The following is a 21,166-nucleotide window of genomic DNA, read 5'->3' on the forward strand; positions in this document are numbered from 1 at the left end:
CCACACCGAACCCGGAAGGCCCTCACCCGTTCAAGATCCCTAAGCCGAGACCTGCATCACCCGTCCACAACCTCCCGCGGCATTACAGCTAGGGCTTGTGGTCGCACTCCGGGTGCGGGCCGGGCGGCATGGGGCAGCCGGGGGAGCGACGGCAGGTCACGGGCGCGGGCCGCTACCGGGCGTCGGCCGCGCGCAGAGTCGCCAGCGCCCGGTCGGCGTGGGTGCTCATCCGGAACTCGCTGCGGACGACTTCGAGGACGCGCCGGTCGGTCCCGATGACGAAGGTGGCCCGCTTGGTCGGCAACGGCCCGAAGCCGCGCGCCACCCCGAACCGGCCGCGCACCGCGCCCTCAGGGTCGGACAGCAGCGGGAAGCCGAGCGTGTGCCGCCCGGCGAACTCCCGCTGCCGCTCCACGGTGTCCGCGCTGATCCCGACGGGCCGGGCGCCGACCGCGGCGAACTCGGCGGCCAGATCCCGGAAGTGGCAGGCCTCCGCCGTGCAGCCCGGGGTCATCGCGGCCGGGTAGAAGAACACCACCACCGGTCCCTCGGCCAGCAGGGAGGAGAGCGTCACGGGGGTGCCCGTCTCGTCGGGCAGGGTGAAGTCCTCCACGAGGGAACCGACTTGGACACGGGGGGACGCGGACACGGAGGGCTCCCGGGCGCTGGTGCGGAGCGGTACAGGACACGCGAGATCCTACTCGGCGGTAGCGCTTGTCGACGGGGCGCTCCGGCGGGGAGGGGTGGTCCCATGAACACGCATGACCAGAACGTCGAAACGGCGGCGACCTGACCAAGGGCGAGGCACGGGCGGACGTGGCCCGCCTTGGGGTGGGAATCGGCTGACGTCGCCGTGCGTTACAGGAACCGACGGCCCGGGAGGAGAACGGACCGTCCGTACCGACGTGGGCAGGGAGTTTCGCATGACCGTGGGAACCGAGAAGGCTGTGCTGGCCGGAGGCTGCTTCTGGGGCATGGAGGACTTGATCCGCAAGCAGCCCGGCGTGGTCTCCACGCGGGTCGGGTACAGCGGCGGTGACACACCGAACGCCACGTACCGCGATCACGGCGACCACGCCGAGGCGATCGAGATCGTCTACGACCCGGCGGTCACCAGTTTCCGGGAGCAGCTGGAGTTCTTCTTCCAGATCCACGACCCGACCACCCGGGACCGCCAGGGCAACGACATCGGGCGCAGCTACCGCTCGGCCATCTACTACGCCGACGAGCGGCAGCGCGCCGTCGCCCTGGACACCATCGCCGACGTCGAGGCGAGCGGGCTGTGGCCGGGCAAGGTGGTCACCGAGGTGGAGCCGCTCGGCGACTTCTGGGAGGCCGAGCCCGAGCACCAGGACTACCTGGAGCGCTACCCGAACGGCTACACCTGCCACTTCCCCCGGCCGAACTGGAAGTTGCCGAAGCGCGCGGAAACCACTGCCGGCTGACCCGCCGCCGCGCGCTCCCGGGCGGGCGGTAGCGTGCTGCCGGGCGCCGATCGAGGGGACCGGCCGACGCGCCCCGGCCGGAGCGGTGTGCGGGAGGTAGTCGGCAGTGGTGGTGTGGAGAAGGATCGGCCGGGGCGTCCGGCAGGTCCCGGAGCCGTGGGCGACGCCGCTCATCTGGACCGCCGCGTACCTCGGCGCGTTCGCGCTGGTGGGCGTCCTGCACGTGCTGGGCTTCCTCGACCGTACGGGCCTGGCGCTGCTGCTGCTCTCGCTGCTTGCCGGGCTGCTCGGCACGCGGGGCCGTCTCACCGCGGCCCCGGGCACCGCGCTCCTCTGCTGGGCCTGTCTGAACGTCGTGGGCACGGAGCCGACCGGCGAACTGTCCTGGGCCGGCCACCGGGATCCCGGCTGGATGGCGCTCCTGCTGGTCGCGGCGGTCGTGGGGACGGTCGCGGGGCGGCTGCTGCACGCGCGTGCGGCCTACCACCGCGTGACGCCGTTCGAGGAGCCGGGCTGAGGCCGCCCCGGAGACCGAAGAGCCCGAAGGGGCCCCTGCCGCGATGCGCGGCAGGGGCCCCTTCGGGTTCTTCAGGCGAATTCTTCAGTGCGGGCGGACCGCCGGCGCCGGCTCAGGCACCACTGGCGTCGAGCATCGCGTCGCGCTCGACGATCTTGACGCGCTCGCGCGTCTGCGGCTCACCGAGCGCCTTCTCGGCCGCGTCGAGCCGGTACCAGCCGTCCCACGTGGTGTACCGGACACCGCGCTCGCCCAGGAAGGCGTCGACGGCCTCGGGGGCGGGGGCGGACGGGGTGTGCAGACGGCCGTTGCCGTGGTCGTCCAGGAGACTGGCGACGGTCTCGTTGGCGTCGCCCTTGGTGTGACCGATCAGACCGATCGGTCCGCGCCGGATCCATCCGGTGACGTACGTGGACTGCAGGTGCTCGCCGGTCTCCTGGATCACGCGGCCGCCCTCGTCGGGAACCGTGCCGGTGGCGACGTCCCAGGGGAGCTTGGGCAGTTCGTCGGAGAGGTAGCCGACGGCGCGGTAGACCGCGGTGACGTCCCAGTCGGTGAAGGCGCCGGTCCCCTTGACGTTGCCGGTGCCGTCGAGCGCGGTGCGCTCCGTGCGCAACCCGGCCACCTTCCCGTCCTCGCCGATGATCTCCGTGGGCGACTCGAAGAAGTGCAGGAACAGCTTGTGCGGGCGCGTACCGGTGTCGCGGATCGCCCAGTTCTCCAGCGTCTTGGCGACCATGTCGGCCTGCTTGTTGGCGCGGCGCGTCGCGATCGAGCCCTCGTCGTAGTCGATGTCCTCGGGGTTGACGATGACCTCGATGGTGGGGGAGTGGTCGAGCTCCCGCAGCTCCATCGGGCTGAACTTGGCCTGGGCCGGTCCACGGCGGCCGAACACGTGGATCTCCCGCGCCTTGTTGGCCTCCAGGCCGGCGTGCACGTTCGGCGGGATCTCCGTCGGCAGCAGCTCCTCGGCGGTCTTGGCGAGGATGCGGGCGACATCGAGCGCGACGTTGCCGACGCCGAGGACGGCGACCTTCTCCGCGTCGAGCGGCCAGGTCCTTGGCACGTCGGGGTGGCCGTCGTACCAGGAGACGAAGTCGGCCGCGCCGTACGAACCGTCGAGTTCGAGGCCCGGGATGTCGAGGTGCCGGTCCGCGGTGGCGCCGGTGGAGAAGATGACGGCGTCGTAGAAGCTGCGCAGATCGTCGAGGTCGATGTCGCGCGGGTAGTCGACGTTGCCGAAGAGACGGATCTGCGGCTTGTCGAGAACCTGGTGCAGGGCCGTGATGATGCCCTTGATCCGCGGGTGGTCGGGCGCCACGCCGTAGCGGATCAGGCCGAAGGGGGCGGGCATGCGCTCGAACAGGTCGATGGAGACGCCGGGCTCGGTGGCCACTGCGGACTTCAGCAGAGCGTCGGCGGCGTAGATGCCGGCGGGGCCCGCTCCGACAATGGCGACCCGCAGAGGGCGAGGCATGTTCAGGTTCCCTTCGAAGGAAAGCGGAGTACTCCAGAGATCTTAAAGTAAGGCAAGCCTTAGTTGGCAGGCGGGTCCCGTCTATGGGGGCATAAGGCGCGGTTATGGGTTGTCCCAGGCATCCTTGGGGTGCTTGTTCGCGCGGCTCCGCGGGCCTACCGTGCCGGGATGGATCCCTTCGCGCGCTCCTGGGCAGCCCTGCGTACCGCGGTCGCCGACCTCGACGACGAGGATTTCACGCGACCGTCCGGCTGTGTCGGCTGGCTCGTGCGGGACCTGGTGTGCCATCTGGTCATCGACGCGCAGGACGTCCTGATCACCCTGGTCACCCCCGCCGACACCGAACCGACCGTGGACGCGACCGGCTACTGGGAGCTGCTGGCCGAGCCTCCGACGGGCGACGATCCGCTGGACGCGCTGATCCCCCGGCTGGCCGCCGCGTACGGCGAACCGCGCCTGCTCACCTTCCACCTCGACGACGTCGGCTCCGCAGCGGGCCGCGCCGCCGAGCTCGCCGATCCGGCGGCCCGTGTCGCCACCCAGGACAAGGTGCTGACCGTCGGCGACTACCTGTCGGCGTACGTCCTCGAATGGACACTGCACCATCTCGATCTCGTCGCCCACCTGCCGTCGGCGCCGCGGCCGCCCGCCGAGACCCTGGCCACGGCGCGCGCCGCGCTGGAGAAGATCGCGGGCGCCGCGTTCCCGTCGTCGCTCCCGGACGCGGAGGCGCTGCTGATCGGCACGGGGCGCCGCGCACCCACCGACGAGCAGGCCGCCGCCCTTGGTGGCCTCGCGGCGAAGCTCCCGCTCATCCTGGGCTGAGACCCCTGGGGCGGCGCCCACCCGGCCGCATATGTTGTCGGTATGACACCTACCACCACCCCCGGCACGGCCGTGGTCACCGGCGCCTCCCGCGGCCTCGGAGCCGTGATCGCCCGGCGTCTCGCGGCCCAGGGGCACCCGGTCGCCGTCGTGTACCGGTCGGGCGCCGACGCGGCCGGCGGGGTCGTGACGGACATCCGCTCCGCGGGCGGGACCGCGGAGGCGTTCGCCGCCGACGTCACGGACGAGAGCGCGGTCACGGAACTCGTCGCGGACGTCACCGCCCGGCTCGGCCCCGTCGCCACGCTCGTCGTCAACGCCACCGGCCCGCAGCCCGAACTCGACCCGACCGCCGTGACCTGGCAGGACCACCTCGACCAGCTCACCTTCTTCGTCAAGAGCCCCACCCTGCTGATGCAGGCGGTACTGCCGGCCATGCGCGAGCGCGGCGGCGGCCGCATCGTCCAGATCGGGTCGGACGTGATCGAGCGGGCACTGCCCGAGATGTCGGCGTACACGGCGGCCAAGGCCGCCCAGCACAGCCTGACCGAGTGCTGGGCCCGCGCGCTCGGCCCGTACGGGATCACGGTCAACACCGTGGCCCCGGGCTGGATCCCGGTCGAGCGGCACGCCGATGTCTCCTCCGCGTCACTCGACGCCTACGCCGCGGAAGTCCCGCTGCGCCGCATGGGCGACCCGGACGATGTCGCCGCCGCCGTGGCCTACCTCGTCTCCGCGCAGGCGGCCTTCGTGACCGGAGAGCGGATCAAGGTCAACGGCGGCCACACGCTCGGTTAGGGCTCGCCGGGGGCGGATGCCCAGGTCAGGACGGGTTCTTCAGGGGCACCGGAGCCTCGTGCGCGATCACGTTCCGCTCGCGCAGGGCCTTCCAGAAGGCGTACGGGACCTCCTCGGCGAGCGCCCCCAGGTCCTCGGCGATGCGGGCGGGGCGCGTCGCGCCGGGGATGACCGCGGCGACGGCCGGATGGGCCAGCACGAACTGGAGGGCGGCGGACTTGATGCCGATGCCGTGCTCCTGGGCGAGGCTCTTGATCAGGCCGACCTTCTCGACGATGTGGGCGGGCGCCTCGCCGTACTCGAAGTGGCTACCGCCCGCGAGGATGCCGGAGCTGTAGGGGCCGCCGACGACGATGTCGACGTCCGCCTCGGCGGCCGCGGGCAGCAGGCGCTGCAGGGCACGCTCGTGGTCGAGCAGCGTGTAGCGGCCGGCGAGGAGGAACGCGTCGGGGCGCGGCTCCTCCAGGTCCAGGGTCATCTCCAGCGGCTCGACCTTGTTGACGCCGAGGCCCCAGGCCTTGATGATGCCCTCCTCGCGCAGTCGGGTCAGCGCCCGGAACGCGCCGGTGCGGGCGCTCTCGTACATGTGCACCCACTCGTCGCCGTAGAAGTCCTGGGCGATGTCGTGGACCCAGACGATGTCGAGGCGGTCCGTCTTCAGGCGCTTGAGGCTGTCCTCGACCGAGCGGAGCGTCGCGTCGGCGCTGTAGTCGTTGACGATCTTGTTGGGCCGCCCGTGCTCGAACAGGGCTCCCTTCTCGCCGAGTTCACGGCTCGTGGGGTTCTCGGTCTCGTCGAGGATGACCCGGCCGACCTTCGTGGACAGGACGTACGCGTCGCGCGGCTGCTGGGAGAGGACGTCGCCGAGGCGGATCTCGGCGAGGCCCGCGCCGTACAGGGGCGCGGTGTCGAAGTAGCGGATGCCCTGGTCCCAGGCGGCCTGCACGGTCGCTGCGGCCTCTTCGTCGGGGATGGCGCGGAACATGTTGCCGAGCGGTGCGGTGCCGAAGCCGATGCGGCCCGGCAGCAGGGTGCGAATGCTCATGGTGGTGCCTCGAATCCGTACTGCGTGGGGGAGTTGTGGGTGTGTGCGGCTGGGGCCGGGTGGTCAGTTGAGGGTGTCGGGGTCCGGGCCCGTGCGCAGACCGCGGTCGGCCGCGGTGAGGGCCTCCATCTCCTGCGGGCTCAGCCGGAAGCCGAGGACGTCGAGGTTCTCGCGGATGCGGGTCTCGGTGACGGACTTGGGGATCACCACGTTGCCGAGCTGCAGGTGCCAGCGCAGCACCACCTGGGCCGGGCTTTTGCCGTGCCGCGCGGCGATCATGGTGACGGCCTCGTCCCCGAGGACGGCACCCTGGGCGAGCGGGCTCCAGGCTTCGGTGGCGATGCCATGGCGGGCGTGGAAGGCGCGCAGCTCCCGCTGCTGGAGGCCCGGGTGGAGCTCGATCTGGTTGACGGCCGGGACGACCGACGCGCTGTCCAGCAGGCGTTCGAGGTGGGAGGGCTGGAAGTTGGAGACGCCGATGGCGCGCGTGCGTCCCTCGGCGAGCAGCTTCTCCATGGCCCGCCAGGTCTCGACGTAGAGGTCGCGGGCCGGCGTCGGCCAGTGGATGAGGTAGAGGTCGACGTGGTCGAGGCCCAGCTTGTCCAGGGAGGCGTCGAAGGCGGCGAGCGCGGCGTCGTGGCCCTGGTCGGCGTTCCACAGCTTGGTGGTGACGAACAGCTCGTCGCGGGCGATCCCGGAGTCGGCGAGCGCCCGGCCCACGCCGCGTTCGTTGCCGTAGATCGCGGCGGTGTCGATGCTGCGGTAGCCGGCGTCGAGGGCGGTGGCGACGGCCGCGGTGGTCTCCTCGTCGGGTACCTGGAAGACACCGAAGCCGAGTTGCGGCATGGTGATGCCGTTGTTGAGAGTGACGGTGGGGATGTCGGACATGTGATCGTCCCTTGTCGTGCGTCCGTGCCGCGCGGCGCTGTGCGCCCGGGGCTTTACAAGCGACAACAATAATTGCGTACGCGGGTTAAATGCAAACGCGGGATAGCGGCGTGGGACGGTCGCGGATTCTTCACATCATCGGCGCGGTGCGGCGGGCGCTCAAGGGCAGGCGAACAGTGACGGCCACACGACCGCGGCCGGAACGTCGATGGGGGCACCTGATCGTGCATACATGTGAGGCGAGCGGCGAGTCCCTGCGGGGCGGTGGCACCGAGGCCGCGGCCCGGGCCAGGGACCTGACCCGGGGATTCCTGCGCGACGCGGCACCCGGCGACCGGGCCGCGGCGCAGGACGTCCTCCTGGTCGTCTCGGAGCTCGTCACCAACGCCGTACGGCACGCCGGAGGTCTCGCCGGTCTCCGGCTTCGCAGCGGCCCCGGGACGGTGGAGGTGTCGGTGCGCGACCACAGCAGCGCGACCCCGCGGAGCGACGCCGCCGACCCGGCCCGGCCCGGCGGCTTCGGCTGGCCGCTGGTGCGCCGGATCGCCGACCGGGTGGACATACGCCTGCACACCGGCGGAAAGACCATCGTCGCCGTGCTGCCGCTGTGACCGGACGGCGCGCCGCGCGTGCCGCTCGCTCCCGCCGGGCGGAACCCGTTCAGGAACCCGTTCAGAACGCGGACGGAGCGCGGACTGAGAGGGAGCACAGGGGGAAGACGGCGGGCATGACCGTACTGAGGAAAGCCGCACGTCCGATGCTCGCTTCGGTCTTCGTCACCGGCGGGCTCTCCACGCTCCGCGACCCGGGGCGCGTCGCGTCCGCCGCGGAACCCGTGGCGGTGCCCGTGGCGACGCGCGTACCGCGCCTGCCCGACGACCCGGAGCAACTGGTCAGGATCAACGCGGCGGTGCAGATCGGAGCGGGCCTGATGCTGGCGGCCGGAAGGCTGCCCCGCGTCGCCTCCCTCGCGCTCGCCGGCTCTCTCGTGCCGACGACGATCGCGGGCCACGCCTGGTGGAAGGAGAAGGACCCCGAGCAGCGCGCACGGCAGCGGACACAGTTCATGAAGAACCTCTCCCTGATCGGCGGCCTGCTCATCGCCGCGGCCGACACGCACGGGAAGCCCTCGGTGGCGTACCGCACCCGGGGCGCCGCGGCGAGCGGACGCAAGAACGCACGACGCGCGCGGCGGGATGCCGCACAGACGCTGCGGGGAGCCTCCGGCGCGGTGCGCGCGCTTCCGTCGACCGCACGCCAGGCTGTCTCCGAGCACCTCTGAGGCGAGCCGCCGAGAAAGGGAGAACCTCGTGACCACATTTGTCATCACCATCCCGGGCACGTTCCTGCGTGACGCGGACGAGCGGGCGCGGGCCGACATCGCCGCACGCCTGCGTCCGGCGGACCCGAACCAGACGGAGCTGGGCCGCGAGGAGGACCTCGACCTGCTCACCGTCAACGACGACAACACCTTCAGCATGCGGCTGGAGGTGACCGCGGGCGCCGGTGAGGAAGCCCAGCTCAAGGCCGAGCGGACGGCCGCGGAGGCGCTGCGCGGCGCGGGGTTCACCGCGGACGAGGCTCCGCTGGGCCCGCCGGCCGTGACCGGGATCGACAACCCGGCCTGACCTCGCCCCGCAAGACCCTGACCTCGCCCCGCAGGACCACGACACACCGCGGCGCCCGCCCCCACCGGGACGGGCGCCGCGTCGTCGTCTCAGACCCGCTGCCGCGCCACCGTCTCGGCGAGCTTCTGGAACTCGCCGAGGTCGTAGTTGGCCAGCGCGGAGTCGAGATTGGTGAGGGCGCCGAGACGTTCCACGAAGCCCTTCGGGTCGTACTCGATCTGGAGCGTCACCCGGCTCCTGGTGTCGTCGAGGCGGTGGAAGGTCACCACTCCGGCGTGGTCCACGCCCTCGACGGTGTGCCAGGCGATGCGGTTCTCGGGAACCACCTCCGTCAGTTCGGCGACGAAGTTCTTCTCCGCGCCGGGCAGCTCCAGCTGCCACGCGAAGCGTCGCTCGTCCATGGGCTCGACCAGACGTACGTGGCTCAGGAAGGACGGCCACCGGGACACGTCACTCCACAGCTCCCAGGCGACGGAGACAGGTGCCTGGAGGTCGACGGACTCGAGCAGGGACGCGGACATGCGCACCTCTTTCCTGGTGGTTTCCTCGGTAGCGGGCGGCCAGGGGCCTTCGGGGCCCGGACGGCACGGGGCTCCGTTACCCCTTCGTCTTCGGGCCACGCGGGCCGGCGTCAGGCCTTCTGCTCGGAGCCGGCGAGCTCCTTCAGGTCCACCGTCTCGCCGGCGGCGGGCTCCTGCGGGCGGACCGGCTTCCCGTAGTCGCTGAACGTGGCGGTGTTGGGGTCCTTGCCGCCGCTGGACGTCGTACGCAGGATGTAGGGCTTGCCCTTGGTGGCCACGTACAGGGTGAGCGTCTCGCCCCCGGCGGCCTTCTTCGTCAGGCGGATCGCCTCGGCGCCGTCCACGGTGGTGGTCGAGCCCTTCTTCATCCCCTTGCGCTCCGACTTGTTCTCGTCCATGGACGAGACGAGCCCCTGCTTGTCGCACAGCCCCTGGGTCATCGAGTCGTCCGCGGGCGACTTCACCCATTTGTCGACCACCTTCGGCACGATCTTGTCGCCGCCGGGCTGCCCCTTGAGAGCGTTCCGCCAGTACTTCTCGTCGCCCCGCAGGTACAAGGTCGCGTCGGTGTGCCGGACGTCCGCGCTCGCCCCATTCGTCCGGATGGTGCCGTCACAGTTCTTGCGCCGGTCCACGGCCAGGTCGACGGTGACCGAGGCCCCGGAGGACTGCCGCACGGTCCCCTTCATGCGCATCGAGTCGGCCTGTTCCGTGGCCTTGACCGCGTCGGCGGCGATCTCGTCGGCGCTCTTGCCCGCGAAGGGCTTGTCGTCGCCAGCGTCACTGTCACCGCATCCCGCCATCGCCATCAAAGCCGCTCCGGCGACCGCGGTCGTCAGCGCTCTACCGACCCTCATGAGGTCTGCTCCTTCCCGGGGACACGGGTGGTCCTCCGCTCGTCCCACGGCCGTCGGGGCCCTGGGACGCCCCGACTACCCCAGGTGCCCGATGGATCACCGGAAGGCCGATTGTCACTTTCCGGCTTACGGTGGTCGAGCGGCATACCGGAGACAGCGATGACCTCAGCCAGGAAGTCAAGGAAGACACACATCGGTCTGGAACAGCGCATGTCCCTGACCGGCACAGGCAGCTTCGACTGGGACCTGGAGAGCGGCGAGGTGAGCCTCGACGCGAGCGCTCTCGCGCTGCTCGACCTGAGCCCCGGCGAGTTCGGCGGTTCGGTCTCCTCCCTGCTCCAGCGCATGTCCTCCGAGGAGATCGTGCGGATCACCTTCGCGGTGACGGAGGCGATCACCTCGGGCGCCGACTGCTACGGCGTCTACTTCCGCGCCCGACACCGTGACGGCACCCTCCACCTTGACCACGCCCGCGGCCGCATCCTGCGCGACGAGCACGGGCGGCCGGTGCGCGCCGTGGGGATGATCCGCACGGCGTCGGACGACGGGACGGAGCTCGCGGCCGTCGACCCCGGGGAGGAACGGCGCCAGGGCATCGCCCTCATGGTGCAGGGCACCACGGACGCCCTCTCCCGTGCCGTCACCGTCGACGACGTGGTGGCCGTGCTCTCCGGCGCGAGCGGACTCGACCGGTTCGCCGCCGACGGCCTCGTCCTCGGGCTCGTCGAGGGGGACCACCTCAAGCTGATCGCCCTCGTGGGCCAGACGATGCAGGCCCTCGACGAACTCAAGCTGCACAATGTCGACGCGTCGCTGCCGCTGGCCCAGGCCGTCACGACGCGCCGGCCCCGCTTCATGGGCTCGCTGCCCGACCCGGCACGGCACTTCACCCTTCTGGGCCCCTACATCGACGAGATGAGGCTGGACTCGGCGGCGTTCCTGCCCCTGGTCGCGCAGGACCGCGCCATCGGCGGGCTCGCCCTCTTCTACCGCGGCCGCAAGGAGTTCACCGACGCGGACCGCAACCTCTGCATCGGCCTCTCCGGCATCGTCGCCCAGTCGCTGCAGCGCGCCATGCTCTTCGACGAGGAGCGGGACCTCGCCAAGAGCCTCCAGGCCACGATGTTGCCGCGCGACCTCCCGCAGGTCGCCGACTCCGAGATCGCCGTGCGCTACCACGCCGCCTGGGGCGGACGTGACGTCGGCGGCGACTTCTACGACGTCATCGCGCTGCCCCGGGGGCGCATCGGCGTGGTCGTCGGCGACGTACAAGGGCACGACACCCACGCCGCGGCCATCATGGGGCAGCTGCGCATCGCGCTGCGGGCCTTCGCCGGGGAGGGGCACGCGCCCGCGACGGTGCTCTCCCGCGCCTCCCGTTTCCTGGCCGAGCTGGACACCGAGCGGTTCGCCACCTGCACCTACGCACAGTTCGACCCGGCCACCGGCATCGTGCGGGCGGTCCGGGCCGGGCATCTGCCGCCCCTCGTGCGCCACGTCGACGGACGGGTGGGCGTCCCGCGGGTGCAGGGCGGGCTGCCGCTGGGGCTCGCCACCGACTTCGGCATGGAGGACTATCCGGAGGTGCGGCTCGATCTCGTGCCGGGCGAGACGCTGGTGCTGTGCACGGACGGGCTCGTGGAGGATTCGGGGCTCGACCTCGACACGGGCATCCACAACCTCGTCGAGGTGCTGAGCGGCGGCCCCGAGCCGGCCGAGGAACTGGCCGATCACCTCTCGCGGGCGCTGTGGGAGAGATGGGGCAGCAGTGACGACGTGGCGCTCCTGGTGCTGCGCCGGCTGCCCGATCCCGGTACGCCCCAGGAGCCCCGCATCCACCGGTACGTCCATCAGGCCGACCCGGAAGGACTCGCCGACACGCGCGCGGCGCTGCGGGGCCACCTCGCGGCGTGGGGTCTCGGCGCGGTGGCCGACGACGTCGAGGTGGCGGCCGGCGAACTCCTGGTCAACGCCCTGGTCCACACCGAGGGCGGCGCCATCCTCACCCTTGAGGTGCTCTCCGGGCCACCCTGCCGTGTCCGCCTGTGGGTGAAGGACCGCTCCAGCACCCGCCCGCGCAGACGGGAGCCGGGTGAGACGGCCACGTCCGGGCGTGGGCTGCTCATGGTGGAGGCGATCGCGTCGAACTGGGGGGTGGAGCCCCGGGGTGAGGGCAAGGCCGTCTGGTGCGACTTCACCGTCCCGGACGACTGACCGCGCCCCCGCTCGGAAAGCGGTCCCCGAGCGGGACGGAGCCACGGGATCAGCCGACGGGGGCCAGACCGGTGATCTTCCGCGTGTTCAGGTCGGACTGCACCTTGATCTTGGTGATTTCGGGGTTCTGCCCGTCGCTCCATGTGAGCGTCACCAGCGCCGTGGAATGCCCGGCACCCGAACCCGTGTACGCGACCTTCCATTTCACCGGTACGTTCTGCGCGAAGAGGATTCCGTCCGCGTGTTCCCGGGCCTCGAAAGCCGCCACCTTCTTCTGTGCGGCGGCCGACAGATAGAAACCGCGCAGCGCCTTGGCGTCGGCGGCGGAACCCGCGTCCTCGTTGTCCCAGACGGCGTCGATGTAGGCGCCGTAGAAATGGGCGACCCGGTCGGTGGTGCTGCGCGGATCGCCCTGCTGGGCGCCGGCGGAGGCCACCGAGGCGCTGTGCGTCCCGGTCCGGGACGGTCCGGCGAGCGCCGGGGTGACGGCCGCGAGCGTGAGCACGGCGGCGACGCCGCCTGCGGCGATGAAACGGGTGCGAATGGTCCTGCGCATTTGAGGTGCCTTCCCCGTACAACGTGCGTGGTCGCCCGGGAATGAGGAGAACCGGGCTCCTTGGTCACAAGGGAAGATGACAAATTCGTCGCGGCAGTTCCAGCGCATCGGAATAAATTCCCCGGCGCCGCCACTGAGCGGGCCGTGCGGAATGGTTGTGCGACGAAATGAAAAGAACCGGCAAAGGTGCGCCCTGGCGCCCACGAAAAGGCGGGGCGGCACTATGTGCCGCCCCGCCCCTGACCGCGCCACCTAGGACTGGGGGCGGCTGCCGTGGTTGGCGCCGTTCCTGCGGCGGGCCTTCTTCTTGCGGCGTCGCTTCGAGGACATCGCTACCTCCCAGGGTCGGTGTTTCTTGTGGTTCTCCCTGGATCTGTCCAGGCGAGCACGCACCCGCCTACCCGGCCACCCACGCCGCATGGCGTGAGCCACGTCACGGACCCGTCGCCGTCCTGGCCGCCGTCACGGGCGAGCGCCCGCGTAGGGCCCTTCCGGCGGGGCACTCGTCAACTCCCCGACTCCGCAGCGGAGTTGCGTCGCCAACGGAAGGAGTGCAGATATGGAGATCTCCGGCATCCTGACCGCGATCGTGATCGGCATCGTGATCGGCATCCTCGGGCGTCTGGTCCTCCCCGGCCGCCAGCGCATCGGAATCCTGTGGACGATCCTGTTCGGGATCGTCGCCGCGCTCGTCGGCACGGCCCTCGCCGCGGCGTTCGACGTCGCCGACACCAAGGGCATCGACTGGATCGAACTGATCATCCAGATCGGCCTGGCGGCCATCGGTGTCGCGGGGCTCGACCGGCTCAAGGGCCGCCGCTGACCTACCGGGCGGCCGTGGAGCGGCACCGAGGGGCCCGGCCCCGTCCTCGGCCCGCCGGCGCCGCTCCACCCCGGCCCGTCGCGACGGGCCGGGAATTCGGGTGTGCTCCCGCGCGGGCCGCGTTACCGTGGCCCGTATGAACGTCATGGGGCCACGCACCACCGCGACCGCGCGAGCGACCAGCTCGCCGGTTGCCGCCGCCTGACGTCCTTCACCCCACCTCGGCGACCGGAGACGGCCCGCCGATGGTTCCGTGGCAGCTCCGCAAGGCTTCAGCCCGGTCTCCGGTGATCGTGCGGCCCCGTGTCCGGTGCCTCCCCGCCCCGTCGCGAAGGAGCCACCCCCATGAACACCGAATCCGTCACCCGCACGTTCGTCGAGTACTACGAGGAGCGCGGCCACCACCGCGTCACCGGCTCCACGCTGCTCCCGCCCCCCGGCGACCCCGTCCTCTTCACCACCTCCGGCATGCATCCGCTCACCCCGTACCTGGAGGGCCGGCCCCACGAGCGCGGGCGGCGGCTGGTCAACGTGCAGCGCTGTCTGCGGACCACGGACGTGGACGAGATCGGCGACGCCACCCATCTGACGGTCTTCGAGATGCTCGGCACCTGGTCGCTCGGCGACTACGAGGGCCCCCAGAGCCTCGACTGGGGACACCGCCTGCTCACCGAGGGTCTCGGCATCGATCCGGGGCTGCTCCACGCCACGGTCTTCGGCGGCGACGACCAGGTGGGCCAGGACACGGACTCCCTGCGCGTGTGGCAGGAGCGCGGGGTGCCGGTGGAGTGCACCGTCGAGGACAACTGGTGGTCCAACGGACCGACCGGCCCGTGCGGCCCCGACTCGGAGATCTTCCTCTGGACCGGTGACACGCCCCCGCGCTCGACACCCACCCGTGACGACCGCTGGGTCGAGGTGTGGAACCACGTGATGATGCGCCACCGTCGCCTGCCCGACGGCTCTCTCGTGCCGCTGCCGCAGCGCAACGTCGACACCGGGCTCGGCCTGGAACGGCTGGCCTCGCTGCTCCAGGGCGAGCGCTCGGTCTTCGACTGCGACGTCTTCGCTCCGTGGCGGCGCAGCGTGCCGGACCTGTGGCGGCTGGACGTACCGACGTCGCGTCTCGTCTGCGACCACCTGCGCTCGGCCATGGTGGTCATCGGGGACGGGGTGCGACCGGGCGCCACCGGCCGCGGCTACGTGCTGCGCAGACTGCTCCGCCGCGCCCTCACCGCCCTGTGGCGGGACGATCCCTCGCGTCAACTGGTCGACCTGCCCGAGGAGTTGACCCGGCACACGCTCGACCGCTTCCGCCAGACGACGGAGCCGGACGAGGTGCGCCGGGTGCTTCTCGACGAGGAACGCCGCTTCGCCGGTCTCCTCCGGCGCGGCCGTCAGGTGCTGGCCCGCCCCCGCTTCCGTGGCCCGCTCGACGAGGACGACCTGCGCTATCTGCACGACACGCACGGCCTGCCCCGGGAACTGGTGCTGAGCCTGCGCTGCGAGGAGCCCAGCCGGAGTTCGTAGGCCGCGTGCGTGCGGGCCTGGTGGGGCGGAGTGGAGTTCGCCGACAGGCTCGACGGAGGGGGTCCGACGAGCGGACTCTAGTCGCGGGCGGCGCGCACGTCACCGTTGACCGTGGTGAGCGCCATGGTGCGGGCGGGCCGTTCGCCGCCTGTGGGGAGCGTGATCAGAGGGTGGCCGTTCTCCGTCGTGGCGTCCACCCGGTAGGCGGGGGAGTCGTGGGGGACGGCGACGTCCACGGACCCGTTGACGGTCCGTGCGGAGATCCGCCGCGGAGCGGTGCCGCAGCCGAGCGTGACGTCGCCGTTGACCGTCCGCGCCCGCAGCGCCGAAGCGCGTACGGCCGTCGCCCGCACGGAACCGTTCCGGGTCGCGAGCCGCAGCGTCGCGGCGCTCTGCCCCGAACCCGTCACCGTCACATCGCCGTTGACCGTCGTCAGGTCGAGGGAGCCGGCCACCTCGGCGACATCGATGCCCGCGTTGCGCGCCGTGACGGTCACCGAGGTGCCGGCGGGTATGCCGATCTCCGGCATCCGGGGGCACGGCCGGTCGTGTCCCCGGCACGACAGATCCAGGACCTGCGTGCGGCCGTGCCGGGACCAGTGAGCGGCGACGGCCGGGTCGACGCCGGCCCGGTCGTCGTCGGTGGGCCGCAAGCGCACTCCGTTCTCCGTGGTGATCGTCAGACGCGGGGCCGAACCGGCCGGCCGGGCGTCCGTGCCGGCGGAGCGGCCGTGCCCGTCGTCGCCTCCGCACCCCGACAGGAGGGGGAGGGCCGCCAGCACGAGAGCCCCGGCGGCCAGCCGCCGGGCGGATGACTTCATCGCTGCCTTCATCCCGACCGACTGCCCCGTGCCGCGCTCCGCTCACGCGATCGCCTCGGCGGAGGCCCGCCGAGGCGATCGGAGGTACTCCACCCTCCGCCCGGAGGCGGAGGGTGGAGTGGCGGGCTCACTGCCGAACCCTCCCGGGAGGGGCTCGGGGCGATCCGTGTCGCACGAAGTCCCCTGTACAGCGAGGGTGAAACACGGGAAACCGACTGATGCTCCCCGGGGCGCCGCGAGATTGGCCGGAACCTCGTGCCGGACAGGGGGCGTGCGGTGCCCGGCACGGGGGTAGGCGCGCCCCACACGGGCTGCGTCGGCTGCGCCGCCCGCCGGCTGAGGGGTCGAGGATGGAGCGAGCGCGGGCGCGGTTTCCGGCGCGTTGGGAAGACGGGGGCGTCCTGGTCGTCGGCGCCGTCGACGCCGACGGAGAGTTCGATCGGGCCGCGGCGGCCGAGCTGTGCGCTCTGCTGACGCGCATGACACGGACCGGACAGCGGCTCTTCGTGGTGGACTTCGCCCGAGCCGGCCGCCGCGCCGCCGACGGCATCCGGCAGTTCGTCCGGGCGAGCCTGGAGGAAGAGGCGCTGCCGGACTGCTTCCTCACCGTCGTCGCCGGGACCATCGCGCGCCCCGTGCTGCTCGCCGAGGGCGCCGACCGCCTCTCGGGCGGCCTCCACGACACGGTCACCGACGCCGTCGAGGCCTGCTGGGCCGCGGCGCCAGAAGCCGGAGAAGCGGGCGTCCTGAACTAGGGCGTGTGTCGAAAGTCCCGCCGGCCGGCGGGACTCCGCCGTCGGCCTGGGCCCCGAGGGGGTGCCTTCGGTACGCGCCCGCCGAGCCGCTAGTGTTCGCATCCGTACTGCCCGACACGGGGTGCCCCGCGACATCGACGGGGCTGAGATCACACCCGTAGAACCTGAACCAGTTAGCACTGGCGGAGGGATGTCAGCGATGCCGATACCGCACGCTTCCTTGGACCCGCGCGCCGCCGAGCCGCACAGCGCGACCGCCTTCGACGGACGGATGCCCGCCGCGCCGGGGGACTGGCGGCCCGAGGCGCGGGGCATCGCGCCCGTCCCCGAGAACCACCGGTACGGCGGTGCCGGACGGCTGTTCACCGTGTGGTTCGCGCCGAACCTGACGATGAGCGGCGTCTTCACCGGCACGGTCGGCGTCGGCCTCGGCCTGGACTTCGCCACCGCGCTGGCCGCCGTGGTCCTGGGCACCGTGCTCGGCGCCGTGCCCACCGCGTACCTCGGCACCTGGGGCAGCCGCACCGGGGCCGGCCAACTGCCGCTGGCCGGACTGGCGTTCGGCCGTGGCGTCGTCGTGCCCGGCGCTCTGCAATGGCTGTCGTCCATCGCCTGGGACGCGCTCATCGGACTCTTCGGCGGAGACGCGCTCGCCCGGCTCTGCGGCTGGCCGTTCTGGCTCGGCGCGCTGGTGATGATGGCCGCCCAGGGCGCTTTCGGCGCGCTGGGCTACGAGGCGATCCACCGCCTGCAGAAGTGGATGACGGCCGTTCTGGCGGTCGCTTTCTGCGCCCTCGCGCTGCGGCTGGCGGACACCGGTGTCATCCCGCCCGGCCACGGCAGCGCCCACGGCGCCGACCGCGCCGGGGCGTTCGTCCTCACCGCCACCATCGCGCTGAGCCTGGCGATCTCCTGGGCCCCGTACGCCAGCGACTTCAGCCGGTACCTGCCGCGCACCACCTCGACGACCCGCATGTTCTGGTGCACGCTGGCCGGCGTCGTCGTGTCCTTCACCGCCGTGCAGGCGCTCGGACTCTGGGGCGCCTCCGTCTTCACCGACCAGACCGCCCAGGGCGTCGACACGCTGCTGGGCGGGGGAGCGGTCGGCTCGGCCGGACTCCTGGCCGTGGCGCTGGCCGCGCTGTGCAGCAACGCGATGAACGACTACAGCGGTTCGCTCGCCCTTCAGGTCGTCGGCGCCCGGCTGCCACGTCCCCTCGCCGCCGGTCTCGCCGCGCTCCTCGGCTTCCCGCTGGTGCTGTGGATGCACGCCGCCGACACCGCCGCCCGCTTCCAGAACGTGCTCCTGTTCGTCGGCTACTGGATCCCCGGCTTCGTGGCCGTCGTCCTCGTCGACTGGCTGGCCCGCTCCCGCGCCCGCGGCGGCGCCCCCATCGACCTCGCCGCGGAACACTCCCGCCGCCGGCCGCCGTGGCCCGCCCTGACGGCGTTCCTCGCCGCCTTCGCCGCCACGGTCCCGTTCATGAACACGTCCCTCTACGTCGGTCCCGTGGCCGAGGCGCTGCACGGCGCCGACCTCGGCTACTACGTCGCTTTCGTGACCGCCCTCGTCCTCTACGCCCCGGTCAGGCTGCGCTCGTCACCGGCACAGCGCTGAGGCGCGCCGCCCTCCCGCAGGCCCGCGCCCGGCCCGGGCACGACGCGGCTCGCCTACGATCTGCCAGGTGTGCGCACATGTCATGGTCGCTGAAGACGACGCGAAACAGGCCGAACTGGTCCGCCGCTACCTGGAGCGGGAAGGCCATGCCGTCACCGTCGTACGGGACGGGCGGCAGGCCATCGAGGAGGTCCGGCACCGGGAACCCGACCTCCTCGTCCTCGATGTGATGATGCCGCGGGCCGACGGCCTGGACGTCGTACGGGTGCTGCGGGCGGAGGCGCGCGAGACACCCGTGCTCATGCTGACGGCCCGCACCACCGAGGACGATCTGCTCCTCGGTCTCGACCTCGGGGCCGACGACTACATGACGAAGCCGTACAGCCCGCGCGAGTTGATGGCGCGGGTGCGCACCCTGCTGCGCCGCACCCACCGCGGCGGCCCCGCGTCACCGGGCTCCGCGGCGTTCAGGGTCGGTTCGCTGGTCGTCGATCCCGACCGGCACGAGGTGTCGGTCGACGGCGCCCCGGTGGAGTGCACGCCGGGCGAGTTCCGGCTGCTCGCGGCGATGGCGGCCGAACCCGGCCGGGTCTTCGGCCGGCAGCGGCTCCTCGCCGAACTGCACGGATTCGACCGGTACATAAGCAACCGCACGGTCGACGTGCACGTCATGAACCTGCGCAAGAAGATCGAGCCGCAGCCGCGCCGCCCCGTCCGGCTGCTCACCGTGTTCGGGGTCGGCTACAAGCTGACGGACCCGGCGAAGGGCGCATCCGATGCGCAGGCGTAGGCCGGGGAAGGAGCGCCGGGCGGGCGCGCGGAGCGACCGGCCGCCGCTGCGCAAGAGCCTGCGCGGACGGCTCCTCGCCGTCTCCGTCCTGGTCGCCACCTGTTCCGTCGCGGCGACGGCCTGGCTCGCCGCGCAGACCACGTCCGGCGCCATCAGGCAGGAGCAGGGCCAGAACCTCGCCGACGACACCAGGATCTACGACACCCTGCTCGGGTACGCCGCCACGCACCCCCGGTGGGACGGCGTCGACACGGCCGTACGCGAACTGGCCCGCTCCACCGGACGCCACATCACCCTCACCACCCAGGCGCGCCGACCGCTCGCCGACTCGGCGGGACACACGCCGGCGCGCACCCTGCCCGCGCAGGCGTCGGCGACCGTCGACCCGCTCTCCGTGGACACGGCGCTCGCCTCGGGACGGACCGGGGCGTCGACCGCGGCGGCGGACCGGATCGACGTCCGCGCCGTCGGCCCGTTCAGGCTGCCCGCCGCGGAACGCTCGGAGCTGCGCGGTCTCGCCGAGCGGCACAAGTCGTGTCTGCGCGCGGTCGGGATCGGCGCGGACATCGTGGTGGGCCCCAGCGGGCGCCCCCGGGTGGAAGCCATCGGCTCCGGTGACGCCACCGGCGAGGCGGGCTACGCCAAATGCGCGACGGATGTGCTCGACGAGCCGACGTCGACGGAGGGCAGAGCGCTCACGGCCCTGACCCGGCTCACCAACTCCTGCCTGAAGCGCCAGAGCCATGACCGCGTCGACCTCGCTCTCGACCTGACCTGGCGGCAGGGGCCGCGCGCCGTGCCGGACAAGGAAGCAGCCGCGGCCCGTGCCGTGCCCCCGGCCCCGACCTCGGCCCCGGTCCCGGAGCCGGCGGCGACGGTGGCGGAGGACGACCGGACGGTGGCCTCCTGCGTGAGCACGGCCCGGCGCGAACAACTCACCTCGTACGTCGCCGCGCCCGTACTCCTGTTCATCGGCGACCAGGGCGGCGGCACCGTCCCCGGGTTCGACCTGTCCCCGCGCAACACCGCGAAGATCGCGGGCGTCGCCGCCCTCGTCCTCGCCCTGACCGTCGGCGCGTCCGTCCTCGCGGGCACCCGGCTGGTGCGGCCCCTGTACGCGCTGACCGGCGCGGCCCAGCGGCTGAAGGACGGCCGTGCGACGGAGCCGGTGCCGGTGACGACCGACAACGAGATCGGCAGGCTCGCGGCGGCGTTCAACGACATGTCGGCGCACCGCACGCGCCTGGAGGAGCAGCGCAAGGCGATGGTCAGCGACGTCGCGCACGAACTGCGGACGCCGCTGAGCACCATCCGCGGCTGGCTGGAGGCGGCGCAGGACGGCGTCGCCGAACCCGATCCGGCGTTCATCGACTCGCTCCTCGAAGAGGCCGTACAGCTCCAGCACCTCATCGACGACCTCCAGGACCTGGCCGCCGCGGACGCCGACACACTGCGGCTGCACCCCCGGCCGGTGCGCGTGGAGGAGTTGCTCGGCCAGGTCGCCGCGGCCCACCACGTACGCGCGGAGACGGCGGGCGTGACGCTGACCGTCAGTCAGTCGCCGTCCCCCGTACCGGAGTTGATGGCAGACCCGGTCCGGCTCCGGCAGGCGGTCGCCAATCTCGTCTCGAACGCGGTACGCCACACGGGCCCGGGCGGCACGGTCACGCTGCGCGCGTACGCGGCCGACGCCGGGGACGAGGTCGTGGTGGAGGTCGCCGACACCGGCAGCGGCATCCCCGCCGCGGATCTCCCGTACGTCTTCGACCGCTTCTGGCGCGCGGAGAAGTCCCGCAGCAGACGCACAGGCGGCAGCGGCCTCGGCCTGTCGATCGTGCGCAAACTCGCGCAGGCGCACGGCGGTTCGGCGACGGCGGCCAGTACGGAGGGCGAGGGATCGGTGTTCACGCTGCGGCTGCCGCCTGCGGGCCCGCCCGCCGCGGAGCGGTCCTGATGCGATGACCACAGCCGTCTGACAGCTTCCTTACAACTCCACGCGAGCCTGGGTCCGTCGATCAAGGGCCACGCCCGGCGATCGGCACCTCCCGGCCGACCGGC

The 21,166-nt window shown here is 72.2% G+C and carries 23 protein-coding genes and 1 riboswitch; of the genes, 14 read left to right on the top strand and 9 right to left on the bottom strand.

The genetic code is table 11. The features are described 5' to 3' along the window. Positions 1-172: 172 nt before the first annotated feature. Positions 173-649, bottom strand: coding sequence for a peroxiredoxin (locus ACZ45E_RS36885; RefSeq protein ID WP_468230020.1), 477 nt, complete (start codon positions 647-649; stop codon positions 173-175). A gap of 274 nt (positions 650-923) precedes the next feature. On the opposite strand from ACZ45E_RS36885, the gene msrA reads away from it, so the two are divergent. Both msrA and ACZ45E_RS36895 read left to right on the top strand, forming a co-directional pair. Further along, positions 924-1,445, top strand: coding sequence for a peptide-methionine (S)-S-oxide reductase MsrA (gene msrA / locus ACZ45E_RS36890; protein WP_468230023.1), 522 nt, complete (start codon positions 924-926; stop codon positions 1,443-1,445). Between the two features lie 106 nt (positions 1,446-1,551). Then, on the top strand, positions 1,552-1,962 hold the full coding sequence (locus ACZ45E_RS36895; RefSeq protein ID WP_468230025.1) for a hypothetical protein: 411 nt from the start codon (positions 1,552-1,554) through the stop codon (positions 1,960-1,962). 112 nt (positions 1,963-2,074) lie between these two features. Here the strand turns inward: ACZ45E_RS36895 and ACZ45E_RS36900 are convergent, their stop codons facing one another. Beyond that, positions 2,075-3,439, bottom strand: a complete 1,365-nt coding sequence (locus ACZ45E_RS36900) for an FAD-dependent oxidoreductase (protein WP_468230028.1) — start codon at positions 3,437-3,439, stop codon at positions 2,075-2,077. Between the two features lie 168 nt (positions 3,440-3,607). Between ACZ45E_RS36900 and ACZ45E_RS36905 the strand changes: the two genes are divergently transcribed. Next, the gene (locus ACZ45E_RS36905; protein WP_468230031.1) at positions 3,608-4,264 is read left to right on the top strand and encodes a maleylpyruvate isomerase N-terminal domain-containing protein; all 657 of its coding nucleotides are present in this window, start codon (positions 3,608-3,610) and stop codon (positions 4,262-4,264) included. Between the two features lie 42 nt (positions 4,265-4,306). Further along, positions 4,307-5,062 (top strand): SDR family NAD(P)-dependent oxidoreductase, encoded by a 756-nt coding sequence (locus ACZ45E_RS36910; protein ID WP_468230035.1) that lies wholly within the window; start codon positions 4,307-4,309, stop codon positions 5,060-5,062. Between the two features lie 25 nt (positions 5,063-5,087). Here the strand turns inward: ACZ45E_RS36910 and ACZ45E_RS36915 are convergent, their stop codons facing one another. Continuing rightward, complete coding sequence (locus ACZ45E_RS36915; RefSeq protein ID WP_468230038.1) at positions 5,088-6,107, bottom strand: aldo/keto reductase; 1,020 nt, start codon at positions 6,105-6,107, stop codon at positions 5,088-5,090. A 63-nt stretch (positions 6,108-6,170) separates the two neighbouring features. After that, a complete protein-coding gene (locus tag ACZ45E_RS36920) occupies positions 6,171-6,995 on the bottom strand; it encodes an aldo/keto reductase (RefSeq protein ID WP_468230041.1) in 825 nt (274 codons plus the stop codon). A 224-nt stretch (positions 6,996-7,219) separates the two neighbouring features. Between ACZ45E_RS36920 and ACZ45E_RS36925 the strand changes: the two genes are divergently transcribed. The 3 genes from ACZ45E_RS36925 to ACZ45E_RS36935 all read left to right on the top strand — a co-directional run bounded on the left by ACZ45E_RS36925 (position 7,220) and on the right by ACZ45E_RS36935 (position 8,623). Beyond that, complete coding sequence (locus ACZ45E_RS36925) at positions 7,220-7,606, top strand: ATP-binding protein (protein ID WP_468230044.1); 387 nt, start codon at positions 7,220-7,222, stop codon at positions 7,604-7,606. 116 nt (positions 7,607-7,722) lie between these two features. Next, a complete protein-coding gene (locus ACZ45E_RS36930) occupies positions 7,723-8,277 on the top strand; it encodes a DoxX family protein (RefSeq protein WP_468230046.1) in 555 nt (184 codons plus the stop codon). 28 nt (positions 8,278-8,305) lie between these two features. Continuing rightward, positions 8,306-8,623, top strand: a complete 318-nt coding sequence (locus tag ACZ45E_RS36935; RefSeq protein WP_468230049.1) for a hypothetical protein — start codon at positions 8,306-8,308, stop codon at positions 8,621-8,623. A gap of 89 nt (positions 8,624-8,712) precedes the next feature. Here the strand turns inward: ACZ45E_RS36935 and ACZ45E_RS36940 are convergent, their stop codons facing one another. Both ACZ45E_RS36940 and ACZ45E_RS36945 read right to left on the bottom strand, forming a co-directional pair. Further along, positions 8,713-9,144, bottom strand: coding sequence for an SRPBCC family protein (locus ACZ45E_RS36940; RefSeq protein WP_468230052.1), 432 nt, complete (start codon positions 9,142-9,144; stop codon positions 8,713-8,715). Positions 9,145-9,254: 110 nt separating this feature from the next. Further along, positions 9,255-10,001: a hypothetical protein gene (locus tag ACZ45E_RS36945; RefSeq protein WP_468230055.1), complete on the bottom strand. Its 747-nt coding sequence runs from the start codon at positions 9,999-10,001 to the stop codon at positions 9,255-9,257. A 159-nt stretch (positions 10,002-10,160) separates the two neighbouring features. On the opposite strand from ACZ45E_RS36945, the gene ACZ45E_RS36950 reads away from it, so the two are divergent. Next, on the top strand, positions 10,161-12,215 hold the full coding sequence (locus tag ACZ45E_RS36950) for a SpoIIE family protein phosphatase (protein WP_468230058.1): 2,055 nt from the start codon (positions 10,161-10,163) through the stop codon (positions 12,213-12,215). Positions 12,216-12,264: 49 nt separating this feature from the next. On the opposite strand, the gene ACZ45E_RS36955 is transcribed toward ACZ45E_RS36950, so the two are convergent. Both ACZ45E_RS36955 and ACZ45E_RS36960 read right to left on the bottom strand, forming a co-directional pair. Further along, positions 12,265-12,771, bottom strand: a complete 507-nt coding sequence (locus ACZ45E_RS36955) for a hypothetical protein (protein WP_468230060.1) — start codon at positions 12,769-12,771, stop codon at positions 12,265-12,267. A 252-nt stretch (positions 12,772-13,023) separates the two neighbouring features. After that, complete coding sequence (locus ACZ45E_RS36960) at positions 13,024-13,191, bottom strand: hypothetical protein (protein WP_468230202.1); 168 nt, start codon at positions 13,189-13,191, stop codon at positions 13,024-13,026. Between the two features lie 139 nt (positions 13,192-13,330). Here ACZ45E_RS36960 and ACZ45E_RS36965 point away from each other — a divergent pair, with 139 nt between their 5' ends. Further along, positions 13,331-13,594: a GlsB/YeaQ/YmgE family stress response membrane protein gene (locus ACZ45E_RS36965; RefSeq protein WP_468230062.1), complete on the top strand. Its 264-nt coding sequence runs from the start codon at positions 13,331-13,333 to the stop codon at positions 13,592-13,594. Positions 13,595-13,939: 345 nt separating this feature from the next. Further along, the gene (locus ACZ45E_RS36970; protein WP_468230065.1) at positions 13,940-15,124 is read left to right on the top strand and encodes an alanine--tRNA ligase-related protein; all 1,185 of its coding nucleotides are present in this window, start codon (positions 13,940-13,942) and stop codon (positions 15,122-15,124) included. Positions 15,125-15,201: 77 nt separating this feature from the next. Here ACZ45E_RS36970 and ACZ45E_RS36975 read toward each other — a convergent pair whose 3' ends face one another. Beyond that, the gene (locus ACZ45E_RS36975; protein WP_468230068.1) at positions 15,202-15,945 is read right to left on the bottom strand and encodes a DUF4097 family beta strand repeat-containing protein; all 744 of its coding nucleotides are present in this window, start codon (positions 15,943-15,945) and stop codon (positions 15,202-15,204) included. 350 nt (positions 15,946-16,295) lie between these two features. Between ACZ45E_RS36975 and ACZ45E_RS36980 the strand changes: the two genes are divergently transcribed. The 4 genes from ACZ45E_RS36980 (at position 16,296) to ACZ45E_RS36995 (ending at position 21,062) form a co-directional block, all read left to right on the top strand. After that, the gene (locus ACZ45E_RS36980; protein WP_468230071.1) at positions 16,296-16,700 is read left to right on the top strand and encodes a hypothetical protein; all 405 of its coding nucleotides are present in this window, start codon (positions 16,296-16,298) and stop codon (positions 16,698-16,700) included. Between the two features lie 107 nt (positions 16,701-16,807). Beyond that, positions 16,808-16,908, top strand: a riboswitch (TPP riboswitch). Continuing rightward, on the top strand, positions 16,900-18,318 hold the full coding sequence (locus tag ACZ45E_RS36985; protein WP_468230074.1) for a purine-cytosine permease family protein: 1,419 nt from the start codon (positions 16,900-16,902) through the stop codon (positions 18,316-18,318). It overlaps the preceding riboswitch by 9 nt. A gap of 82 nt (positions 18,319-18,400) precedes the next feature. Next, entirely contained in the window at positions 18,401-19,108 is a 708-nt protein-coding gene (locus tag ACZ45E_RS36990; protein ID WP_468230076.1) for a response regulator transcription factor, read from the top strand. Continuing rightward, positions 19,095-21,062 (top strand): sensor histidine kinase, encoded by a 1,968-nt coding sequence (locus tag ACZ45E_RS36995; protein ID WP_468230079.1) that lies wholly within the window; start codon positions 19,095-19,097, stop codon positions 21,060-21,062. Before ACZ45E_RS36990 ends, ACZ45E_RS36995 begins: the two co-directional genes overlap by 14 nt. Positions 21,063-21,166 lie beyond the last annotated feature (104 nt).

Source organism: Streptomyces sp. NPDC030991, from assembly GCF_055571235.1.

Bases quoted from the DNA above. Each gene is read 5' to 3' on its own strand.
- ACZ45E_RS36930 (WP_468230046.1), top strand. From the start codon at position 7,723: ATGACCGTACTGAGGAAAGCCGCACGTCCGATGCTCGCTTCGGTCTTC.
- ACZ45E_RS36965 (WP_468230062.1), top strand. From the start codon at position 13,331: ATGGAGATCTCCGGCATCCTGACCGCGATCGTGATCGGCATCGTGATC.
- ACZ45E_RS36920 (WP_468230041.1), bottom strand. From the start codon at position 6,995: ATGTCCGACATCCCCACCGTCACTCTCAACAACGGCATCACCATGCCG.
- ACZ45E_RS36905 (WP_468230031.1), top strand. From the start codon at position 3,608: ATGGATCCCTTCGCGCGCTCCTGGGCAGCCCTGCGTACCGCGGTCGCC.
- ACZ45E_RS36950 (WP_468230058.1), top strand. From the start codon at position 10,161: ATGACCTCAGCCAGGAAGTCAAGGAAGACACACATCGGTCTGGAACAG.
- ACZ45E_RS36985 (WP_468230074.1), top strand. From the start codon at position 16,900: ATGCCGATACCGCACGCTTCCTTGGACCCGCGCGCCGCCGAGCCGCAC.
- ACZ45E_RS36955 (WP_468230060.1), bottom strand. From the start codon at position 12,771: ATGCGCAGGACCATTCGCACCCGTTTCATCGCCGCAGGCGGCGTCGCC.
- ACZ45E_RS36940 (WP_468230052.1), bottom strand. From the start codon at position 9,144: ATGTCCGCGTCCCTGCTCGAGTCCGTCGACCTCCAGGCACCTGTCTCC.
- ACZ45E_RS36990 (WP_468230076.1), top strand. From the start codon at position 18,401: ATGGTCGCTGAAGACGACGCGAAACAGGCCGAACTGGTCCGCCGCTAC.
- ACZ45E_RS36915 (WP_468230038.1), bottom strand. From the start codon at position 6,107: ATGAGCATTCGCACCCTGCTGCCGGGCCGCATCGGCTTCGGCACCGCA.
- ACZ45E_RS36970 (WP_468230065.1), top strand. From the start codon at position 13,940: ATGAACACCGAATCCGTCACCCGCACGTTCGTCGAGTACTACGAGGAG.
- msrA (WP_468230023.1), top strand. From the start codon at position 924: ATGACCGTGGGAACCGAGAAGGCTGTGCTGGCCGGAGGCTGCTTCTGG.
- ACZ45E_RS36900 (WP_468230028.1), bottom strand. From the start codon at position 3,439: ATGCCTCGCCCTCTGCGGGTCGCCATTGTCGGAGCGGGCCCCGCCGGC.
- ACZ45E_RS36975 (WP_468230068.1), bottom strand. From the start codon at position 15,945: ATGAAGTCATCCGCCCGGCGGCTGGCCGCCGGGGCTCTCGTGCTGGCG.
- ACZ45E_RS36945 (WP_468230055.1), bottom strand. From the start codon at position 10,001: ATGAGGGTCGGTAGAGCGCTGACGACCGCGGTCGCCGGAGCGGCTTTG.
- ACZ45E_RS36995 (WP_468230079.1), top strand. From the start codon at position 19,095: ATGCGCAGGCGTAGGCCGGGGAAGGAGCGCCGGGCGGGCGCGCGGAGC.
- ACZ45E_RS36910 (WP_468230035.1), top strand. From the start codon at position 4,307: ATGACACCTACCACCACCCCCGGCACGGCCGTGGTCACCGGCGCCTCC.
- ACZ45E_RS36960 (WP_468230202.1), bottom strand. From the start codon at position 13,191: ATGCGGCGTGGGTGGCCGGGTAGGCGGGTGCGTGCTCGCCTGGACAGA.
- ACZ45E_RS36980 (WP_468230071.1), top strand. From the start codon at position 16,296: ATGGAGCGAGCGCGGGCGCGGTTTCCGGCGCGTTGGGAAGACGGGGGC.